11 protein-coding genes are annotated in these 17,543 nt (G+C 57.8%); 4 read left to right on the forward strand and 7 right to left on the reverse strand.

Translation table 11 applies throughout. The features are described 5' to 3' along the window. Positions 1 to 353 precede the first annotated feature (353 nt). The 4 genes from uvrC to uvrA form a co-directional block, all read right to left on the reverse strand. Positions 354 to 2,294 carry an excinuclease ABC subunit UvrC gene (gene uvrC / locus DWX39_RS09315; RefSeq protein WP_369832170.1) on the reverse strand — a complete coding sequence of 647 codons (1,941 nt, stop codon included), beginning with the start codon at positions 2,292 to 2,294 and terminating at the stop codon, positions 354 to 356. Between the two features lie 6 nt (positions 2,295 to 2,300). Beyond that, positions 2,301 to 3,881: a murein biosynthesis integral membrane protein MurJ gene (murJ, locus tag DWX39_RS09320; RefSeq protein ID WP_117759563.1), complete on the reverse strand. Its 1,581-nt coding sequence runs from the start codon at positions 3,879 to 3,881 to the stop codon at positions 2,301 to 2,303. 105 nt (positions 3,882 to 3,986) lie between these two features. Then, positions 3,987 to 4,487, reverse strand: a complete 501-nt coding sequence (gene ybaK / locus DWX39_RS09325) for a Cys-tRNA(Pro) deacylase (protein WP_117746693.1) — start codon at positions 4,485 to 4,487, stop codon at positions 3,987 to 3,989. A gap of 132 nt (positions 4,488 to 4,619) precedes the next feature. Further along, positions 4,620 to 7,499 carry an excinuclease ABC subunit UvrA gene (uvrA, locus tag DWX39_RS09330; RefSeq protein ID WP_117759565.1) on the reverse strand — a complete coding sequence of 960 codons (2,880 nt, stop codon included), beginning with the start codon at positions 7,497 to 7,499 and terminating at the stop codon, positions 4,620 to 4,622. Positions 7,500 to 7,692: 193 nt separating this feature from the next. Here uvrA and DWX39_RS09335 point away from each other — a divergent pair, with 193 nt between their 5' ends. The 4 genes from DWX39_RS09335 to DWX39_RS09350 all read left to right on the forward strand — a co-directional run bounded on the left by DWX39_RS09335 (position 7,693) and on the right by DWX39_RS09350 (position 13,814). Beyond that, on the forward strand, positions 7,693 to 9,846 hold the full coding sequence (locus DWX39_RS09335; RefSeq protein ID WP_158561648.1) for an LTA synthase family protein: 2,154 nt from the start codon (positions 7,693 to 7,695) through the stop codon (positions 9,844 to 9,846). Positions 9,847 to 9,991: 145 nt separating this feature from the next. Further along, positions 9,992 to 10,822: an Mrp/NBP35 family ATP-binding protein gene (locus DWX39_RS09340; protein ID WP_022094864.1), complete on the forward strand. Its 831-nt coding sequence runs from the start codon at positions 9,992 to 9,994 to the stop codon at positions 10,820 to 10,822. After that, positions 10,823 to 12,094 (forward strand): NAD(P)/FAD-dependent oxidoreductase, encoded by a 1,272-nt coding sequence (locus tag DWX39_RS09345; protein WP_117759569.1) that lies wholly within the window; start codon positions 10,823 to 10,825, stop codon positions 12,092 to 12,094. It begins immediately after the preceding gene. A 79-nt stretch (positions 12,095 to 12,173) separates the two neighbouring features. After that, positions 12,174 to 13,814 carry an NAD(P)/FAD-dependent oxidoreductase gene (locus DWX39_RS09350; protein WP_117759571.1) on the forward strand — a complete coding sequence of 547 codons (1,641 nt, stop codon included), beginning with the start codon at positions 12,174 to 12,176 and terminating at the stop codon, positions 13,812 to 13,814. Positions 13,815 to 13,879: 65 nt separating this feature from the next. On the opposite strand, the gene uvrB is transcribed toward DWX39_RS09350, so the two are convergent. Genes uvrB through coaE form a run of 3 tightly spaced genes read right to left on the reverse strand, consistent with a single transcriptional unit; the run spans position 13,880 to position 17,387 of the window. Continuing rightward, entirely contained in the window at positions 13,880 to 16,120 is a 2,241-nt protein-coding gene (gene uvrB, locus DWX39_RS09355) for an excinuclease ABC subunit UvrB (protein ID WP_117640771.1), read from the reverse strand. Between the two features lie 51 nt (positions 16,121 to 16,171). Then, positions 16,172 to 16,753, reverse strand: a complete 582-nt coding sequence (locus tag DWX39_RS09360; protein WP_117759573.1) for a lytic transglycosylase domain-containing protein — start codon at positions 16,751 to 16,753, stop codon at positions 16,172 to 16,174. Continuing rightward, entirely contained in the window at positions 16,746 to 17,387 is a 642-nt protein-coding gene (coaE, locus tag DWX39_RS09365; RefSeq protein ID WP_117759575.1) for a dephospho-CoA kinase, read from the reverse strand. Before coaE ends, DWX39_RS09360 begins: the two co-directional genes overlap by 8 nt. Positions 17,388 to 17,543 lie beyond the last annotated feature (156 nt).

Here is a 17,543-nt window from a genome sequence, read left to right on the forward strand (position 1 = left end):
CAATAGAGAATCTTACCCGGGAGCGCCTAGACGTGCCCCCGCGCAACTTGCGGACGATATATACCTTACCTACCGACGAACCCAACTGAGGTGCCGCGCTCGGCGACCGATACATACATACGCTTGAACGGTATTTGCTACCGTTCACCGAATTCATTGACAAACGATTCGCCAGACAGTATGTATCGACGAGGTGAGATATCAGTCTTCGTCAACCCGCAGGATAGCAGGGTTGTTCACCATGGCTAGTCAAACGTTTTAGCGTTAATTAAACCCGAAATCGGCTGGTAATCGCCGTGAAATAAATGATTGAAAATCACGCAATCATGTATATCAGTTGTTTAGAGGCGTGTTTAGTTTTCGGATTGCTTTGCCGCCGCCTCGGCGCGCTCGGCATTCCATGCAACGAGCGCCTCGTGAACCGCTTTGGCGACATCGGCAGGAATGCCTCGAACTTCCGCGATCTCTTGCTCGCTCGCCGCGCGCAAACGCTTCATCGAGCCAAAATGGCGCATAAGGGCACGTTTTCTGGTGGGTCCCACGCCTGGAACGTCATCGAGTACCGAAACCGTCATGGCTTTATCGCGCAATTCGCGATGGAACGTGATGGCAAAACGGTGCGATTCATCGCGCACCTGTTTAATTAGATAGAGCGACGCGGACCCGGTCGGCAGCACGACGGGAGTCTCGTCCCAAGGCACGAAAACCTCCTCATCGGCCTTTGCCAAGCCACAAACTGGTATATCGAGCCCAAGAGCCTCAAGTTGCTTCATCGCAGCGGTCAATTGCGGCTTACCGCCATCGACAACGAGCAAATCGGGGCGCGAGCCAAAGCGCTCGTCGGCCATGCGCTCGGGAGCATAACGTCGTCCCAAAACCTCGGACATCGACACGAAGTCGTTTGCCTCGTCCAATTCGGCCTGAATTTTAAAACGACGATACTGGCTCTTGTCGGCGCGCCCGTTGGTAAACACCACCATCGAGGCGACCGTAAAGGTGCCATGCAGTGTAGAGATATCGAAGCACTCGATACGCAACGGCGGCGATGGCAGCGCCAACGCACTTTCGAGCTCCAGGAGCGCTTGATTGGTGCGGTCGTCAGCGTACCCCGTTCGCATCATGTAGCGCATGAGGGCATGGCGCGCATTTTTGGATGCCATATCGAGCAGACGGTGCTTTTCGCCACGCTGCGGCCTATGGAGATGGCAGGAACGCTCACGCTTGCCCGCAAGCCACTCCCCCAGCGCTTCCGCATCCTCAAGCTCGACGGAAAGGTTGACCTCAGCTGGAATATCAGCCGTCTCGTCGTAATAGCGCTTAAGAAAGCCCGACTGGAGCTCTTCCTCGTCAACATCAAGACCCTTGTCGAGAATGAACTCGCAGGTGCGAACAGTTCGGCCCTCGCGAACGACGAAGACGCAAGCGGCGGAGATGGTCTCCTCGCGATAGAAACCGATGACATCTATATCGACACTGGAGGGAAAAACGACTTGCTGACGATCGTCCAGACCCCTGATGACCTCCAAACGACGTTTGACGCGTGCCGCGCGCTCAAAGTCGAGCGCCTCAGCGGCATCCGTCATCTCGGAGGTCAGCTCATCGACGACATCCTTGCGATGGCCCGACAAAAAGCGCTCGACACGCTTGACGTTCTTGGCATAGTCTGCCGGGGAAATCGCGCCGACACACGCACCCGGGCCGCGCCCGACATGGTAGTCAAAGCAGGGGCGCCCGTTTTGCGCGCAAATCATATTGACGATGTCTTCCTCGCCCTTGTGGGACTCGACGATACGGCGACAACGACGCCACTCCGCACAGGATGCGGAGCAGATGGGGATAACCTTGCGCAGCGTATCTATCGTCTCACGTGCCGCGCGGCTATCGGTATAAGGTCCAAAATAGCGCGTTCCCGGCTTATGACGCTCACGCGTGTATTTGATAGCGGGATACAGGTCGCCCTTTGTAATGGCGATAAAGGGGTAGCTCTTGTCATCCTTGAGGTCGACGTTAAAGTACGGATGGTACTGACCAATCAAATTGCGCTCGAGCACCAACGCCTCGTGCTCGGTCTCCACCACGATATAGTCAAAGCTCGCCACCAGCTGCATCATCAGCGGGATCTTCTGGCGCTCGTCCTGAAGCGTCACGTACTGACGCATACGGGCGCGCAGGTTTTTCGCCTTGCCCACGTAGATGACATCGCCCTTGGCATCCTTCCAAAGGTAGCATCCGGGCTGCGTGGGAACGCGCGAAACCTGCTCGGCAAGCGTTGGAATGTTGTCGTGACCGGCCACGCGCACCTACTTGCGACGAAGCAGCGCCGAGACCTCGGGCATCTTAAGGACGACGGCAAGGCCAAAGGTAACAGCAAGCGAGACGACACCCGCAACGCAAACATAGCCAAGAGTAATCAGAATCGAGCCGCCAAGTGCCCCGACAAAGTGTTCAAGCGCCCACATGACGCCGGCGCCTGCGGCAGCACCCAGGCCACCGAGCAAAAGGCCAAAGAAACCGCCATGTAGGATAGATTTGACCTGAAGGCCACGCAGGCGACGACGCAGCCACCACAGCGAACAGCCGACCAAGATCACGTAGTCGACGACATACGAAAGCGCGATTGCCGGCATACCGAAGCCCAGCACAACGCCAAACAGCAGAACCGAGCCGGCCTGGCCGATGGCGGAATACAGGCAATAGCGGCTATAGGGCTTCATGTCGAGCAAGGCAGAGAAGCTCTTCTGCATCAACACGACCACGCCGTAGAGCGGCAGCGAGAACGCCAGGTAGACAAGGAACTCGGACACCAGCGCCACGCCGGATTCATCGAACTTGCCGGCACAGTAAATCATGTTGAGCGGACGCGCGAAGACAATCAGGTACAGCGCAAACGGAATCAGGAAGAACAGCATCTGGGCGACGCCACGCGAAATGCCCGTGCGAACGCTGTCGTAATCCTTCTCCTGTGCGTCGTGAGAGAGCTCGGTATAGAGCGCCGTCGAAAGCGAGGCGGCAATCAGCGCGTAGGGCAGCGTGTACCACAGGCGCGCATAGGCGATGACGGAAGGGCCAGTCTCGGGCTGGACCACCAGCGCGGCAGCGTTGGTGATAGAAGTCGAGACAAACATGCACACCGTGGCGAGCAGCGTCGGGATACCGAGCGCAATCGTCTGGCGCAGCGCGGGGTCCTTAAAGTCGATATGGATATGGGGATGCACGCCGTGCTTGCCAAGCGCGGGAATCTGACATGCCATCTGAACAAAGACACCGAGGGTCGTACCGGCCGCAATCAAGATGATGCCGGCACGTTCGCCAAACTGTGCGGACACGGGCGCAAAACCCATAAAGCTCGCAATGACGATCACATTGTTGAGGACCGGGGCAAACGTCGACCAGAAGTAGTCGCGGTGTGCGTTGAGAACGCCCGAGAACACCGAACCCAAACCATAAAACAGAATCTGGATGGCAAAGAAACGGAACATGAACGCAGCGGTATCCATGCTGCCGCCGTCACCCGAAAGGAACGATTGCGTCCAGATAAAGCCCGGGGCGAACACGGTCCCCAGCAACGAAATGCCACCCAGCACCAAAAGCAGAATGCCGAGCAGGTTGCCCACGTACTCGTTAGAGGCCTCGCGACCCTGCTCACGCCTCACGCCCATGTACACGGGCAAAAACGCCGTCACGAGCATGCCGCCCATCACGAGTTCGTAGAGCATATTGGGCAGGTTGTTGGCGACCTGATAGGAGGACGAGAGTAGCGACATGCCGATAGCGGCCGCCATTGCCCACGTGCGGATAAAACCAGTGACGCGAGACACGATGGTCAGGATGGTCATAAGCCCGGCGGAACGACCAACCGTGGAGTAGTCCGACGAGCCCATGTCGTCAGTGTCATCTCGCGATGAAGAAGCTTCGGATGAGGGTGTCTGAGGCGCAGATTCTTCTGCAAAATGAGCTCCGCGCTTCAATTCTTCCTGCGGCATCGCTCAGTCCTCTCTCGTAATCGCGGCAACTGTCGCCCCGCAAAATGCAATTAAATCATCAGGTGCAAGCTCGAGCTGATAACCACGCTTGCCTCCCGAAATAAAAATGGTATCCCAAAGGACACATGTCTCATCAATGAGCGTCCGGTAGCGTTTTTTCATACCGACCGGACTGCAGCCGCCGCGAACGTAGCCAGTCGCCGCAAGCAAATCCTTCACATGCATCATGGCCAAGGACTTCTCCCCCGCGGCACGCGCGGCGGACTTTAGATCGAGCTCGTCGGCAACAGGGATGCAGCACACGACGTGGTCGTTGGACGGCGTCACGCAGACCAAGGTCTTAAATCCTTGTCCGGGCTCCTCGCCAAGCTGCTCCGAAATCGCGACCCCCAGGCCCGCCGACTCATCACCATCGTCTTCGTACGTATGTAGAACATAGGAAATGCCGGCGCTTTCCAGCTCGCGCATCGCATTGGTTTTTGGCGTCTTTACAGCCTTTGCCATGGCATATCCTTTCCCTCGCATTCGGACGCAAGGATTAAGTATATGTCCAATTCGGCTGCATACGTCACTTCGACACAGCAAGCGCCATCGAATCACAAGGAGTCGATGGCGCCCATAAACTGAATCGCCTATTTATTGAGCATCAAGTTGAGCCTGACGCTCCCGGTCACGCCTGAGCAACGGCGCCAAAAACTTGCCCGTATAACTCTGCGGACAGTCCGCAACCTGCTCCGGTGTGCCCGAAACCACGACGGTTCCGCCGCCGTTACCGCCCTCGGGGCCCATATCGATCAGGCGGTCGGCAACCTTGATGACATCAAGGTTGTGTTCAATCACCAGCACCGTGTTGCCCGCATCGACCAAGCGCTGCAGCACATCGAGCAGCTGGCGGACGTCCTCAAAATGAAGGCCGGTCGTCGGCTCATCCAAAATATAGAACGTCTTGCCCGTCTGGCGTCGATGAAGCTCCTTGGCGAGCTTCACACGCTGCGCCTCGCCGCCCGAGAGCGTCGTAGCGGGCTGGCCCAGGCTCACGTAGCCCAAGCCTACATCGTACAGCGTCTGGAGCTTGCGCTTAATCTGCGGGATATTCCCAAAGAAGGCCAGTGCCTCGGTGACGCTCATGTCGAGCACGTCCGAGATAGTCTTACCACGGTAGGTGACCTCAAGCGTCTCGCGGTTATAGCGTTTGCCGCCGCAGACCTCACAGGGGACATAGATATCGGGAAGGAAGTGCATCTCGATCTTAATTTGTCCGTCGCCCTTGCATGCTTCGCAGCGACCGCCGCTCACGTTAAAGGAGAAACGTCCCGGCGAGTAGCCGCGCGCCTTCGACTCCGGCGTACTCGCAAACAGCGCGCGAAGATCATCCCACAGGCCAATGTACGTAGCAGGGTTGGAACGCGGCGTGCGGCCAATCGGCGACTGGTCGATATCGATAACCTTATCGATACACTCGATGCCCTCGATTTTCTTATACGGACCCACAGGGCGCGTCGAACGGTGAATGGCATTCGTAAGGGCAGGTGCGATAGTGTCGGTAACCAGGGAGCTCTTACCCGATCCCGACACGCCGGTAACGACCGTAAGCGTACCAAACTCGATCTTGGCGGTAACGTTTTTGAGGTTGTTGGCGCGGGCGCCCGTGATCTTAAGGCAGCCGCGACCGGGCTTGCGGCGTTCATCGGGAACCCGGATCATTCGTTTGCCGGTCAGATAAGCGCCCGTCATCGACTCGGGACACGCCATGATATCGGCAGGCGTTCCCGCCGCGACTACGTGTCCGCCGTTCACGCCCGCGCCGGGGCCCATGTCGATCACATAGTCGGCAGCACGAATCGTATCCTCATCATGCTCGACGACGATGACGGTATTGCCGATATCGCGTAGGCGCTCAAGCGTCTTGATCAGGCGCTCGTTATCGCGCTGATGGAGGCCAATCGATGGCTCGTCCAAAATGTACAGGACACCCATGAGGCCGGCGCCGATCTGCGTTGCCAGGCGAATGCGCTGGGCCTCGCCTCCGGAAAGCGTCGCCGAGGCACGATCGAGGGTCAGATAGTCGAGTCCGACATCGACCAGAAAACGCAAGCGCTCCAGGATTTCCTTGACGATGCGCCCGCCGATAAACTGTTGGCGCTCGGTGAGTTCCAGGCCCTCAAAAAACTCGAGCGACTCACGGCACGATAGGCAGCAGACCTCGTAAATGGACTTGCCGCCCACGGTGACGGCGAGCATCTCGGGGCGCAAACGAGCGCCGTGGCAGCTCGAGCACGGCTCCTCGCGGATGTACTTCTCCAAGCGCGCCTTGGTGTTCTCATTCGTCGTCTCGGTATAGCGCTCGTACAGGATATTGCGCACGCCCGAGAACTTGGTGTCCCACTGGCTGCGGCGCCCATCGAGCTTTTGATAGTCGACCGAAATCTTCTGGTCGCCCATGCCGTCTAAAAACGCGCGACGCACCCGCGGAGGCAGATCCTCCCACGGCGTATCGACGCTCACCTTAAAGTGTTTGCAGACCGCAGCGAAAATCTGTGGATAGTAGTTAGAGTTGCCAAACAGGCTGCCAAAGACCCCGTCGGCGATCGACTTCGAGGGGTCTTCGATTAGGGCCTCGGCATCGACCGTCTTCTTAAGGCCCAGGCCATCGCACTCTGGGCACGCGCCATAGGGCGCGTTGAACGAGAAATCACGCGGCTGCAGGTCATCGATGGAGTGCCCATGCTCCGGGCACGCTAACGCCAGCGAATACTCCAGCAACTCGCCTTCGGTCCCCTCGGGAGCGTCGCGGTCGGGCAGCAAGTATACGTTCACATTGCCGTGCGCCAGCACGGTCGCCTGCTCAACAGACTCGGCGATACGGCCCAGAGAGTTCTCACGGATCACGATGCGGTCGACCACGACCTCGATATCGTGCTTGAACTTCTTGTCCAGATCGATCGGATCGTCGAGCGAGCGCACTTCACCGTCGACACGCACGCGGCTAAAGCCCTCGGCGCGAAGATCCTCAAACAGTTTGGTGTACTCGCCTTTTCGCCCGCGCACCACCGGTGCCAGCACAAACGCGCGGCGGCCCTCCCCCGCCGTCAAGACCTTGTCGGCAACCTGGTCGGTCGTCTGGCGCTCAATGACACGGCCGCATTCGGGACAGTGCGGGGTGCCCACACGGGCGAACAGCAGGCGCAGATAGTCATAAATCTCGGTTACGGTGCCAACCGTCGAGCGAGGGTTTTTAGACGTCGTCTTTTGGTCGATCGACACCGCCGGCGAAAGGCCGTCGATTGAATCCAAGTCGGGTTTGTCCATCTGTCCCAAGAACTGGCGCGCATAGCTCGAAAGACTCTCGACGTATCGACGCTGGCCCTCGGCATAGATAGTGTCAAATGCCAGCGAACTCTTGCCCGAGCCAGAAAGACCGGTAATGACCACGAGTTGGTCACGCGGAATGGAAACATCGATATCACGGAGGTTGTGCTCACGGGCGCCGCGAATAACGATAGAAGAATCAGACATGGAAGCTCCTTGCCTCCTATTGCATCGAATCATACTGCCGATGAGTTTAGCGCACTCGACGCGCACAGATGTTCGTAATACAAGATTCGCAGACCTTTAGCTTTGCGTATCGGGCGCTTTGTTTCTCGAAATGCCGTGGAAAGGTTACAGTAATCTAATACTGAACTTAATTTGCTGTACCAGAGGAACGTCCATGACCGAAGATATCCCCCTTGAAATCACTTCGAGCGACATGGCCAATCTGCCCATATTCATCGCCGTCCTTATCGTGGCCGCCGTCGTCGTGCGCGTGTATTTTTCAATCAAACGCAACGAAAAGCCACCCATTGCCCGCGTCTTTTGGTGCGCGACGCTCCTCATCCCGCTCGGCGTGGTAGCTGCATGGGTTACGAATCAATTGCTCGTAAATGAGGGCAGCTCCCTATGGGTCCTTTCTTATTCGGCGCTCGGTGCTGCCGCCGTCATGCTTCTTGTCGAGCCCTTGGTTTCGGGACTTATCGACCAAACCGACCTTGCGACGGGAACGGTTGCCTGTATTTGCCGTGACATCCTTGTCATCGCCGCTGTTTCAGCGCTCTCGTTCGTTTCACTCGAAATTGCCTGCAACGAAACGTTCTATCGCATTCCCGCCAACTCATTCGGGTTTTCCGTCGGGCTGCTCGCGACGGTTCTGCTCTCCCTTTATTTGCTGGGACAGCGTCATGGAGGCGTCATGGCTCTCGTGCCCGTCGTCTGCTGCATCCTTGGCATTGCCGAGCACTTCGTCATAACGTTTAAAGGCGAAGCCATCCTGCCAAGCGATATCTTGGCCCTTGGCACCGCAATGGAAGTGAGCGAGGGATACGAGTTTACCTTTACCGCCGGAATCGTAACTTCTCTCGCCCTGCTGGAGATTTCCCTGGGGCTTCTTTCGCTCATCCGACCGCGAAAGCTCCGTACGCCCACCCATGTCTTCCCCGCTATCGCCGCTAACCTCTGTGCTTTTCTGCTAGTGACCGTTGTGGGGCTCTCAGGCTTTTCCAACATCGACTTGGAGCAGGCGCTGGATTTTGGATTTGACCGTTGGCAGCCCATCACCACGTATGCGTCTCAGGGTTTTATCACTTCGTTCACCGAAATGGTCAACGAGTTGCCCATTGAGAAGCCCGAAGACTATACGCCCGATGAGGCGCAGAGCATCGAGCAGGAGCTCGCCGCCGCCTACGACAGCACATATGGCTCGAGCGAGCAGCGCGCGGCGGCCGTTGCCCAGTTCAATGAAATCAAGCCGACGATTGTTGCCGTCATGAATGAGAGTTTTAGCGACCTTTCGTGCTTTGAGCAGCTCCAGGCGGCCGGGTACACCGGCCCCGCATTCTACAACTCGCTTCCCGACACACTTGTTCGCGGCACCATGCTCGCTTCGGTCGCCGGTGGCGGAACGGCGAACTCCGAATTCGAATTTTTGACCGGAGCGACAACGGCCTTTGTCGGATTAGGCAAGATCCCCTATCAGCTGTATCAGATGAATGGCGTAAACAGCCTGGCAAAGGACCTTAAAGAGCTTGGGTATACCACTACCGCTATGCACCCGCAAAACCCCGTCAACTACCATCGAGATAAAATCTATCAGCAGCTGGGCTTTGGAGACTTTCTTTCAATCGGCGATTTCGAAGGTGCGCCCTATTACCATGCCGGCGTATGCGACTACGTCACCTACGACAAGATACTCGACCTGCTTAGAACCGACGAAGCGCCGCAGTTCATCTTTGACGTCACGATGCAAAATCACGGCGGCTACGACTATGGCACCGTTCCCGCCGAAGAGCTGACAAACTATTGGGTCGAGGGAGCCAGCGAAGGCGCCAACAGCGCGCTCAACACCTATCTCACCTGCATCAACGCATCCGACCGGGACCTCGAGTACTTTATCAACGAGCTCCGCAACATCGGCAGACCGGTTGTTCTTGTCTTTTTTGGCGACCATCAGCCGAGCGCCGCAACGACTCTCAACGACGAGCTGTGCCCTCAGGAAGATACGGCAAGCCACGCTTTCCGTATCTATCAGTCGACATATCTCGTCTGGGCTAACTATGAGATCGCCGGCAATACCGAGCTCAACGTCTACGACACCGTCGGGGCAAACGAGATTGCAGCCATTACCCTTAATAAGATCGGCGCCCCGCTCACCAATTACCAAAAGGCCCTGCTTGCGACAAGGTCAGATGTGCCCACCATCAATGTCGCCGGCTATCTCGGTGCCGACGGGCTGCGCTACGACTTGGAATCGGAAGACAGCCCCTACGCCTCGACGATCGACAAGCTGCAGCGCATGCAATACCTCGAGTTCGCCAGCAAAGTTCAGTAAGCCCGCCCATTCGCTTGGGCCCATCGTATTGCAAGCACGCTCGGCCCAAACGCATCGCAAATGACTCCCGCTCGCAAACGAGGGTACAATGACGCTCGTGTCACATCGCGGGGCCCCGGCCCCAGCATATACAAAGGAGTCATACATGGGTTGCGAACACGCACAGGCCGCCGGCGGACAAACGTCGCCGTCGCAATTTGAGGAGAACACGCTGTCCGAGGTCAAGCGCGTCATCGCCGTGCTTTCCGGCAAGGGCGGTGTCGGCAAGTCGTTTGTCACCGGTGCCATCGCCACCGAGCTTGCCCGTCACGGCCACAAGGTCGGCGTCCTCGATGCCGACATCACCGGTCCCTCTATCCCCAAGATGTTCGGTATGAGTGGACGCCACGTCCATGCCCTTGGCAACCTTATGCTGCCCGAAATCTCCGAGCACGGCGTCAAGGTCATGAGCTCCAACCTGCTGCTCCAAAACGAGACCGACCCCGTCCTTTGGCGCGGTCCGGTCATCGCAGGCGCCATTAGGCAGTTCTGGAGCGAGACCTCGTGGGGCCCCATCGACTACCTACTGGTCGACATGCCTCCGGGAACAGGCGACGTCGCGCTCACCGTCTTCCAGTCGCTGCCGGTCGACGGCATCGTCATTGTCACGAGCCCGCAGGATCTGGTCTCGATGATCGTCGCCAAGGCGGTCAACATGGCCGAGAAGATGAACGTCCCCATTCTGGGCATTGTCGAGAACATGAGCTATATTGAGTGCCCTGACTGCGGCAAGAAGATCGAGGTCTTTGGCAAGAGCAAGCTCCCCGAGGTCGCAGAGCGCTATAACCTCGACATCTTGGGCCAGCTTCCCATTAATCCGGCACTCGCCGAGGCCTGCGATAAGGGCGAGGTCGAGACCGCGCTGCCCGATGGCATGTTGCCCAAGGCAGTCTCTGCCGTCGAGGCTATTACCCCGCACGAGACCGACGAGGCCTAAGTGAACGCGAGCGCCCTCTATGACGTCTTGGTAATCGGCGGCGGGGCTTCAGGCCTCGCCGCCGCCATTACGGCCGCACGCGCTGGCAAAAGCGTCTGCATCGTTGAGCGCGATGTCGCCTGCGGCCTCAAGCTCCTTGCGACCGGTAACGGCCGTTGCAACCTCTCCAACGAATCGATTGATCCTCAGCGGTATAACCACCCCGCATTCGTCGAATCCGTCATGGGCCCCCAGCCCGAACAAGAGCTTATGGGTTTCTTCTCCTCGCTGGGCATCATGACAACCTCCGAGGAAGGCCGGCTGTACCCGCGCTCCCTTCGCGCCGAATCGGTGCGCGACGCGCTTCTCAACGTTTGCGACCGCCTAGGTATCACCTTAATCTGCGGAGCCAACGTTGCCACGGCGCACAAAGCTTCCGAAGGCTGGGCACTCCAAATAGACCGTCCAGCGCGGGCGCTCAAGGCAAAAAAGCACGACGACCGAAAATCGGAGCTCCGCTCGCTTCGGAAGGCGCTCGCCGATGTCCCTCGCAAGAACGAGGCCCTGCAGGCACATGCCGTAATTATCGCTACGGGCGGCAACCCCACCGGTATCGCAAAGACGTTCGATCTTTCCCTCACCCCGCAGCACCCCGTCCTCTGCCCTGTGTCGGCATCGGTCTTCGGCGACCGGACTGCGCTCAAGACACTGGATGGCCTGCGCGTCCGCGCCCGTTTGACGCTCACCCGCAATCACGAGGGGCTCTGGCGCGAAGACGGCGAAGTGCTCTTCCGAACCTTTGGCATCTCGGGCGTTGCCGCCTTTAACCTCTCCCGTCGCGTCCAGTGCGGCGACACGATTCTGCTCGACGTTTTCCCCGACCTCTCCAAAGACGAGTTGCTCGATATGCTCAACCAGCGAGTTGAGTTGCTCGGCGGCTTTTCACCCCGCGATCCCCGCTGGCTCGACGGCATGCTCGCCCCGCAGTTCTCTCACGTTGTCTGCACCGCATTCGAACAGTGCCACCCCGGGTCGTACGACGCCATCCATCTGGTCTCAATCCTCAAGCATTTTAAGCTGCTCGTCGAGGGAACGACAGAGGAGCGTTCGGCCCAGGTCACGCGCGGCGGCGTGCCCATCGAGAGTGTCTCAGCTCCCAACCTCTGCGTGAGCAACGCGGCAGGCGCCCCACTTTACATCTGTGGCGAGGCGCTCGACATCGATGCCGATTGCGGCGGTTTCAACCTTGCGTGGGCTTGGATCTCGGGTATTCGCGCTGCAAGCAGCCTATAGCCGCGCAGTCTATAATCAAAACGCATTCGGGCCGTCTGGGACACCGAGCGGCCTCTTTTTTGCATCTAAGGAGACCTCGATGATCGAAATCACCCAAGTCCACGCGTCGCTCGATGAGGCCGGCGACGAAAAAGCCTGCCTCATCGTTGGCAAGCGAGTCGTCAAACGCGTCCTGCGTTGCAAAGACTCCGAGATCAAGTCCATCGAGCTCCACCGCAAGTCAATCGACGCTCGCAAAAAACGAGACGTCCATTTTATCCTGAGCTTTCGTGTTGAGCTGACTAGTCCCCACCTCGAGCGAGAAGCGATCGACAGCGTTGCCGAGCGTGACCGCTCGCGCGTACGCGCGATAGAAGACTATGAGCCTTCATTCCCCTCCCCCGCCTCCGACGCACCTCAAGAACGCCCTGTCGTTGTCGGCGCCGGATGCGCCGGCCTTTTCGCTGCGCTTACGCTCGCCGAAGCAGGTCTTAAGCCCTTGCTCATCGAGCGCGGCGACCCGGCATTTCGCCGCTCGCGGGCGATCGACCTCTTTCTAAAGGAGCGCATCCTCGACCCCGAGAGCAATATCCAGTTTGGTCTGGGCGGCGCGGGGACCTTCTCGGACGGCAAGCTCAATACGGGAACAAAAAATCCCGCCCATCGTCTTATCCTCGAAACCTTCGTCGAGGCGGGTGCGCCCCGCGATATTCTGTGGGATGCCAAGCCGCACATTGGCTCCGACATCCTTCCCAAGGTTGTCACCGCTATATCCCAGCGCATCGAGCAGCTCGGAGGTGTCGTCCGTTATCGAACGAAGCTCGTCGACATTCGCATCGACGCGTCTGGCGCCATCACCGGCATTGATGTCCAATCGTCCCAAGACGCCGCTTACGAGTCAATCGAGACAAAGCACCTCATCCTCGCCTGCGGGCATTCTGCTCGCGATATTTTTGAGCTCCTTAAGGACCACAACGTGGCCCTCGCACAAAAGACCTTTGCCATGGGCGTTCGCATCGAGCATCCGCAACGCGACATCGACCGAGCCCAATATGGAGCCTCGGCGGGACATCCAGCGCTCGGGGCGGCCCCCTACAAACTTGTTGCCCATCTTCCCAACGGCCGCAGCGTGTTCTCGTTTTGCATGTGCCCCGGCGGGCAGGTTGTCGCCGCCTCTTCCGAGCAGGGCCATCTGTGCGTCAACGGGGCCAGTCTCAATGCCCGCGACGGACGCAACGCAAATGCCGCCCTGCTCGTTAACGTCACGCCTGAGGACCTTCCCAACAATGACCCGCTCGCCGGCATCGAGCTCCAGCGTGCCTGCGAGGCGGCCGCCTATCGCCTGGGCGGTTCCAACTGGAACGCACCAGCACAGCTCGTCGGAGATTTCCTCGCAGGACGCGCCAGTAAGGCGCCCGGAAAGGTAAAGCCCACCTATCCGCTCGGTGTGACCTGGACGGCAATTGACGAAGCCCTGCCGCAGCATATCATCGAGTCGCTCCGCCTGGGACTTCCCCTACTCGGAAAAAAGCTACGCGGCTACGACTGCCCCGATGCCGTTCTTACCGGCGTGGAGACTCGTTCGAGCTCACCGGTCACTGTCACCCGAGACCGAACGTGCCATGCCGTGTCGACCCCGGGCCTCTACCCTTGTGGTGAGGGAGCTGGATATGCCGGCGGCATCATGAGCGCGGCCACCGACGGCATCCGTTGTGCCGAAGCCCTGATCGCAGACCTCTAACGCACGAATTCCAGCGCGCAAAAGACACAGGCCCCAAGCTCCACAGGGAACTCGGGGCCTGTTCACTATTTCTTAAACCGTGCACCCTGGCGTTTTCTGCCCGATGCGAACGTGGAACCCTTGCGGGCCTGCGAACGTAAGCGCTCGATCGTCTCGTCCTCAGACGCACCCTCGAGCATCGCCCGAATCTGAACGACGGCATCGCGCAGGCGCGCCGCCTCCTCAAAGTCCATGGCGGCAGAAGCGTTACGCATATCCTCTTCCATGGTTTCGACGATCCGCACGAGCTCGTCATGCGGCAGTTCTTCCAACTGCTCCGCAAGTGTCTGCTCGGGCGCCACTGTTTCCGGCACGCCACCCTCGCCCAACTCATCGGGCGTATAGAATGCGCCATGGCCAAGAGAGTCGCCCTTCGAGCGTCCCTTGGAACCCACGGTTTTTTCGGCCTCGGCAATAAAACTTGAGATGTCGTTGATGGCCTTGCGCACCGTCTTGGGCACAATGCCATGTTCTTCGTTATATGCCATCTGAATCTCGCGGCGGCGCTGCGTCTCCTCGATGGCCTCTTTCATCGAATCGGTCACAACGTCTGCATACATGATGACTTCGCCATCGGCGTTACGGGCCGCGCGGCCAATCGTCTGAATCAGCGAACGGCGGTTGCGCAAGAAGCCTTCCTTATCGGCATCGAGAATTGCCACCAGTGAGACCTCGGGGAGATCCAAGCCCTCGCGAAGCAGGTTGATGCCAACGAGAACATCAATCTTTCCCTCGCGCAGCGTTCGCAGGATCTCGACACGGTCCATCGTCGCTGTATCGGAGTGCATGTAATTGACCTTAATGCCGGCATCAAGCAGATGGTCGGTCAGGTCCTCGGCCATGCGCTTGGTGAGCGTGGTCACCAGCACGCGCTCCTTGCGGGCAACGCGCTCGCGAATCTCGTCCTCAAGATCGTCAATCTGCCCACGAACCGGACGCACATCGATCTTGGGGTCGAGCAGACCGGTCGGACGAATAATCTGCTCCACGTCGTTTTGGCTCACCCGCAGCTCGTAGTCGCCCGGTGTGGCCGAAACATAGATAAACTGGGGTATCCTTGCCTCAAACTCATCGAAACGAAGCGGGCGATTATCGAGTGCCGAGGGCAGGCGAAAACCGTGTTCCACCAGCGTTACCTTACGCGAGCGGTCACCTTCGTGCATACCGCGAATCTGCGGCACCGTCACATGGCTCTCATCGATGATGCAGAGCATGTCCTTAGGAAAGTAATCGATCAGGGTAAACGGCGGCTCACCCGGCTTACGCCCGTCCAGATGACGCGAGTAGTTCTCGATGCCGTTGCAAAAGCCCATCGTTTCGAGCATCTCGAGATCATAGTCGGTACGCTGCTGCAGACGCTGTGCCTCGAGCAACTTATCAGTCGCCTTGAGCTCGGCCACACGCTTCTCGCACTCTTCACTGATTGATTTCAGAGCGGCCTTGACCTTTGGCTTCTCGGTCACGTAATGCGAGGCCGGCCATACGGGGATGGCCTCGTACTCACGAAGCATCTCTCCGGTAACCTCATCGATCTCGGCAATCAGCTCGACCTCGTCACCAAAGAACTCAAACCGCAACGGATGCTCGGCATAAGGCGGATACACGTCGACGACATCACCGCGCACGCGGAACGTGCCGCGCGCCAGGTCATAGTCATTGCGATCATATTGAATGTCGATAAGCGCATGGATAAAGTCATCGCGCTCGAGCGGCACCTTCTTGTCGACGTTTGGAGCCAGACCCGCATAGTCCTCAGGAGAGCCAATGCCATAGATACACGAGACTGATGCGACAACGATCACATCGCGTCGAGATAGCAGCGATGCGGTCGCCTGATGGCGCAGCATCTCGACCTCTTCGTTAATCGAGGAGTCTTTCTCGATATATGTATCGCTTTGCGGCACATACGCCTCGGGCTGATAGTAGTCGTAGTACGAGACAAAGTAGACCACAGCGTTGTTGGGAAAGAACTCTTTGAGCTCGCTCGCAAGCTGAGCGGCGAGCGTTTTATTGGGAGCCATGACCAGCGTCGGCTTCCCCAGGGCCTCAATAGTCTTAGCCATCGTGAAGGTCTTGCCCGAACCAGTCACGCCCAGCAAAACCTGATAGCGATCTCCGTCCCTCACACCCTGCACAAGCGACTCAATGGCCTTAGGCTGAGAACCTGCAGGCTCATAGGGAGAAACGACTTCAAACGGCACCTCAGCGCCCTCAACGCCAAAGCGCTTAAGTTCACCGCCAACGCGTTCTACTTCAAATTCCGCCATGGATACTCCTAACTCATATATCTGCAGTATACGCAGGCGGCAGGCATAGTCCTATACGAACCGATCGGGATAGAGGGTCTTATAGCGAACCCAGGCATTATTGACGCGAATCAGATACGCCTGCGTCTCGGGAAAGGTGATTGCATTGTGCAGCGACGTACTTTGCTGCGCCCATCCGTCGACATTGCCCATGCCGGCGTTATAGGCGGCAATAGCGCTATCCGTCGACCCGTTGAAATACGTTAAGAGATACGAGAGGTACGCACAGCCAAACTCGATATTCGTAGCCGGATCGTTAAGGTTGTCGGCCGAATACTCCCCACCGTCGACAAGACCCTTGGCGATCATATCCTGGGCAGTCTCGGGCATCAGCTGCATCAATCCCTGAGCACCCTGATTCGACTCAGCCTCGGGATCCCAATTCGATTCCGACTTAATGACAGCGCACACCAGATACGGATCCAGATTATGCGAAATACTCGATTGCTTTACATACGCCTCGTAGTCAATTGGATACAAAGGCTTAAAGAAGGCGGCAGGAGCATACGAGTAGACGAGCGAAATAAGGCCGAAGGCAAAAACGGCAGCCAGCGGTATAAGGCGATACCACGCAAAGAAACGTGTCTTAGGCATCGGCATCCTCCTGATTCGCAGTGTCTATAAACCCATGGCATGCAAGCCATGAGTCAAGCTGCTCAAAGAGCGAATTATCACCTGCGGTATTATCAATCACCGTTGTAGCGAGATTGCACAGCGCAGACTCATCGGGCTGGCAAGCAGAACGGGCATCGAAATCAGATGGCTCCATGCCACGCTGAATAGCACGCTTGCGACGAACTGACAAAGGGGCGCTGATGACCAGAATTTCATCAGCCAAGCCAAATCCATCCTCAAAACCAGTCGGGGCAGAAACCTCGACCACCGCAAAGGGGTAACGGGGGGAAGAAACCGTGCAGCAAACCGGATCAAGAATCCTCAGTGACAGCTGCTCAATGAGAACGGGGTGCACAATGCTATTGAGCCTCGCGACCGCATCAGGAGAAACAAAAGCTCGAGAAGCGAGTATGTTACGGCGAACGCCGCCCTCCTCGTCCAAAATATCCCAGCCAAATTCTTCCGCGAGGGCATTGACGATATCGGAGCCTGGCACATACAGCGATTTGGCAAGTTCGTCCAGATCGATAAGCATGGCGCCATGAGATTCGAGATAGCGGCAGGCAGTCGACTTACCCGAAGCAATATTGCCCAAGACAAAAACGGTAAACATCAAGTCCTCCCTAACGCCAATGGGAGTTATTATCGCGCAAATACAAAAGAAGGACTCAAAATACAGCCAAACAGTAAGACAAGCTAAGAGAAGGCGAGTTCTTGTATTACAGCTCTCTATAAAACGCAAAAAAGGGGGAGGCCGCGAGGCCTCCCC

This window comes from Collinsella sp. AF19-1LB (assembly GCF_003459655.1).
Lineage (GTDB): Bacteria > Actinomycetota > Coriobacteriia > Coriobacteriales > Coriobacteriaceae > Collinsella.

Excerpts from the sequence above, each read along its gene's own strand:
- murJ (WP_117759563.1), bottom strand. The coding sequence starts at position 3,881 with ATGGGCTCGTCGGACTACTCCACGGTTGGTCGTTCCGCCGGGCTTATG.
- ybaK (WP_117746693.1), bottom strand. The coding sequence starts at position 4,487 with ATGGCAAAGGCTGTAAAGACGCCAAAAACCAATGCGATGCGCGAGCTG.
- uvrA (WP_117759565.1), bottom strand. The coding sequence starts at position 7,499 with ATGTCTGATTCTTCTATCGTTATTCGCGGCGCCCGTGAGCACAACCTC.
- DWX39_RS09335 (WP_158561648.1), top strand. The coding sequence starts at position 7,693 with ATGACCGAAGATATCCCCCTTGAAATCACTTCGAGCGACATGGCCAAT.
- DWX39_RS09340 (WP_022094864.1), top strand. The coding sequence starts at position 9,992 with ATGGGTTGCGAACACGCACAGGCCGCCGGCGGACAAACGTCGCCGTCG.
- DWX39_RS09350 (WP_117759571.1), top strand. The coding sequence starts at position 12,174 with ATGATCGAAATCACCCAAGTCCACGCGTCGCTCGATGAGGCCGGCGAC.
- uvrB (WP_117640771.1), bottom strand. The coding sequence starts at position 16,120 with ATGGCGGAATTTGAAGTAGAACGCGTTGGCGGTGAACTTAAGCGCTTT.
- DWX39_RS09360 (WP_117759573.1), bottom strand. The coding sequence starts at position 16,753 with ATGCCTAAGACACGTTTCTTTGCGTGGTATCGCCTTATACCGCTGGCT.
- coaE (WP_117759575.1), bottom strand. The coding sequence starts at position 17,387 with ATGTTTACCGTTTTTGTCTTGGGCAATATTGCTTCGGGTAAGTCGACT.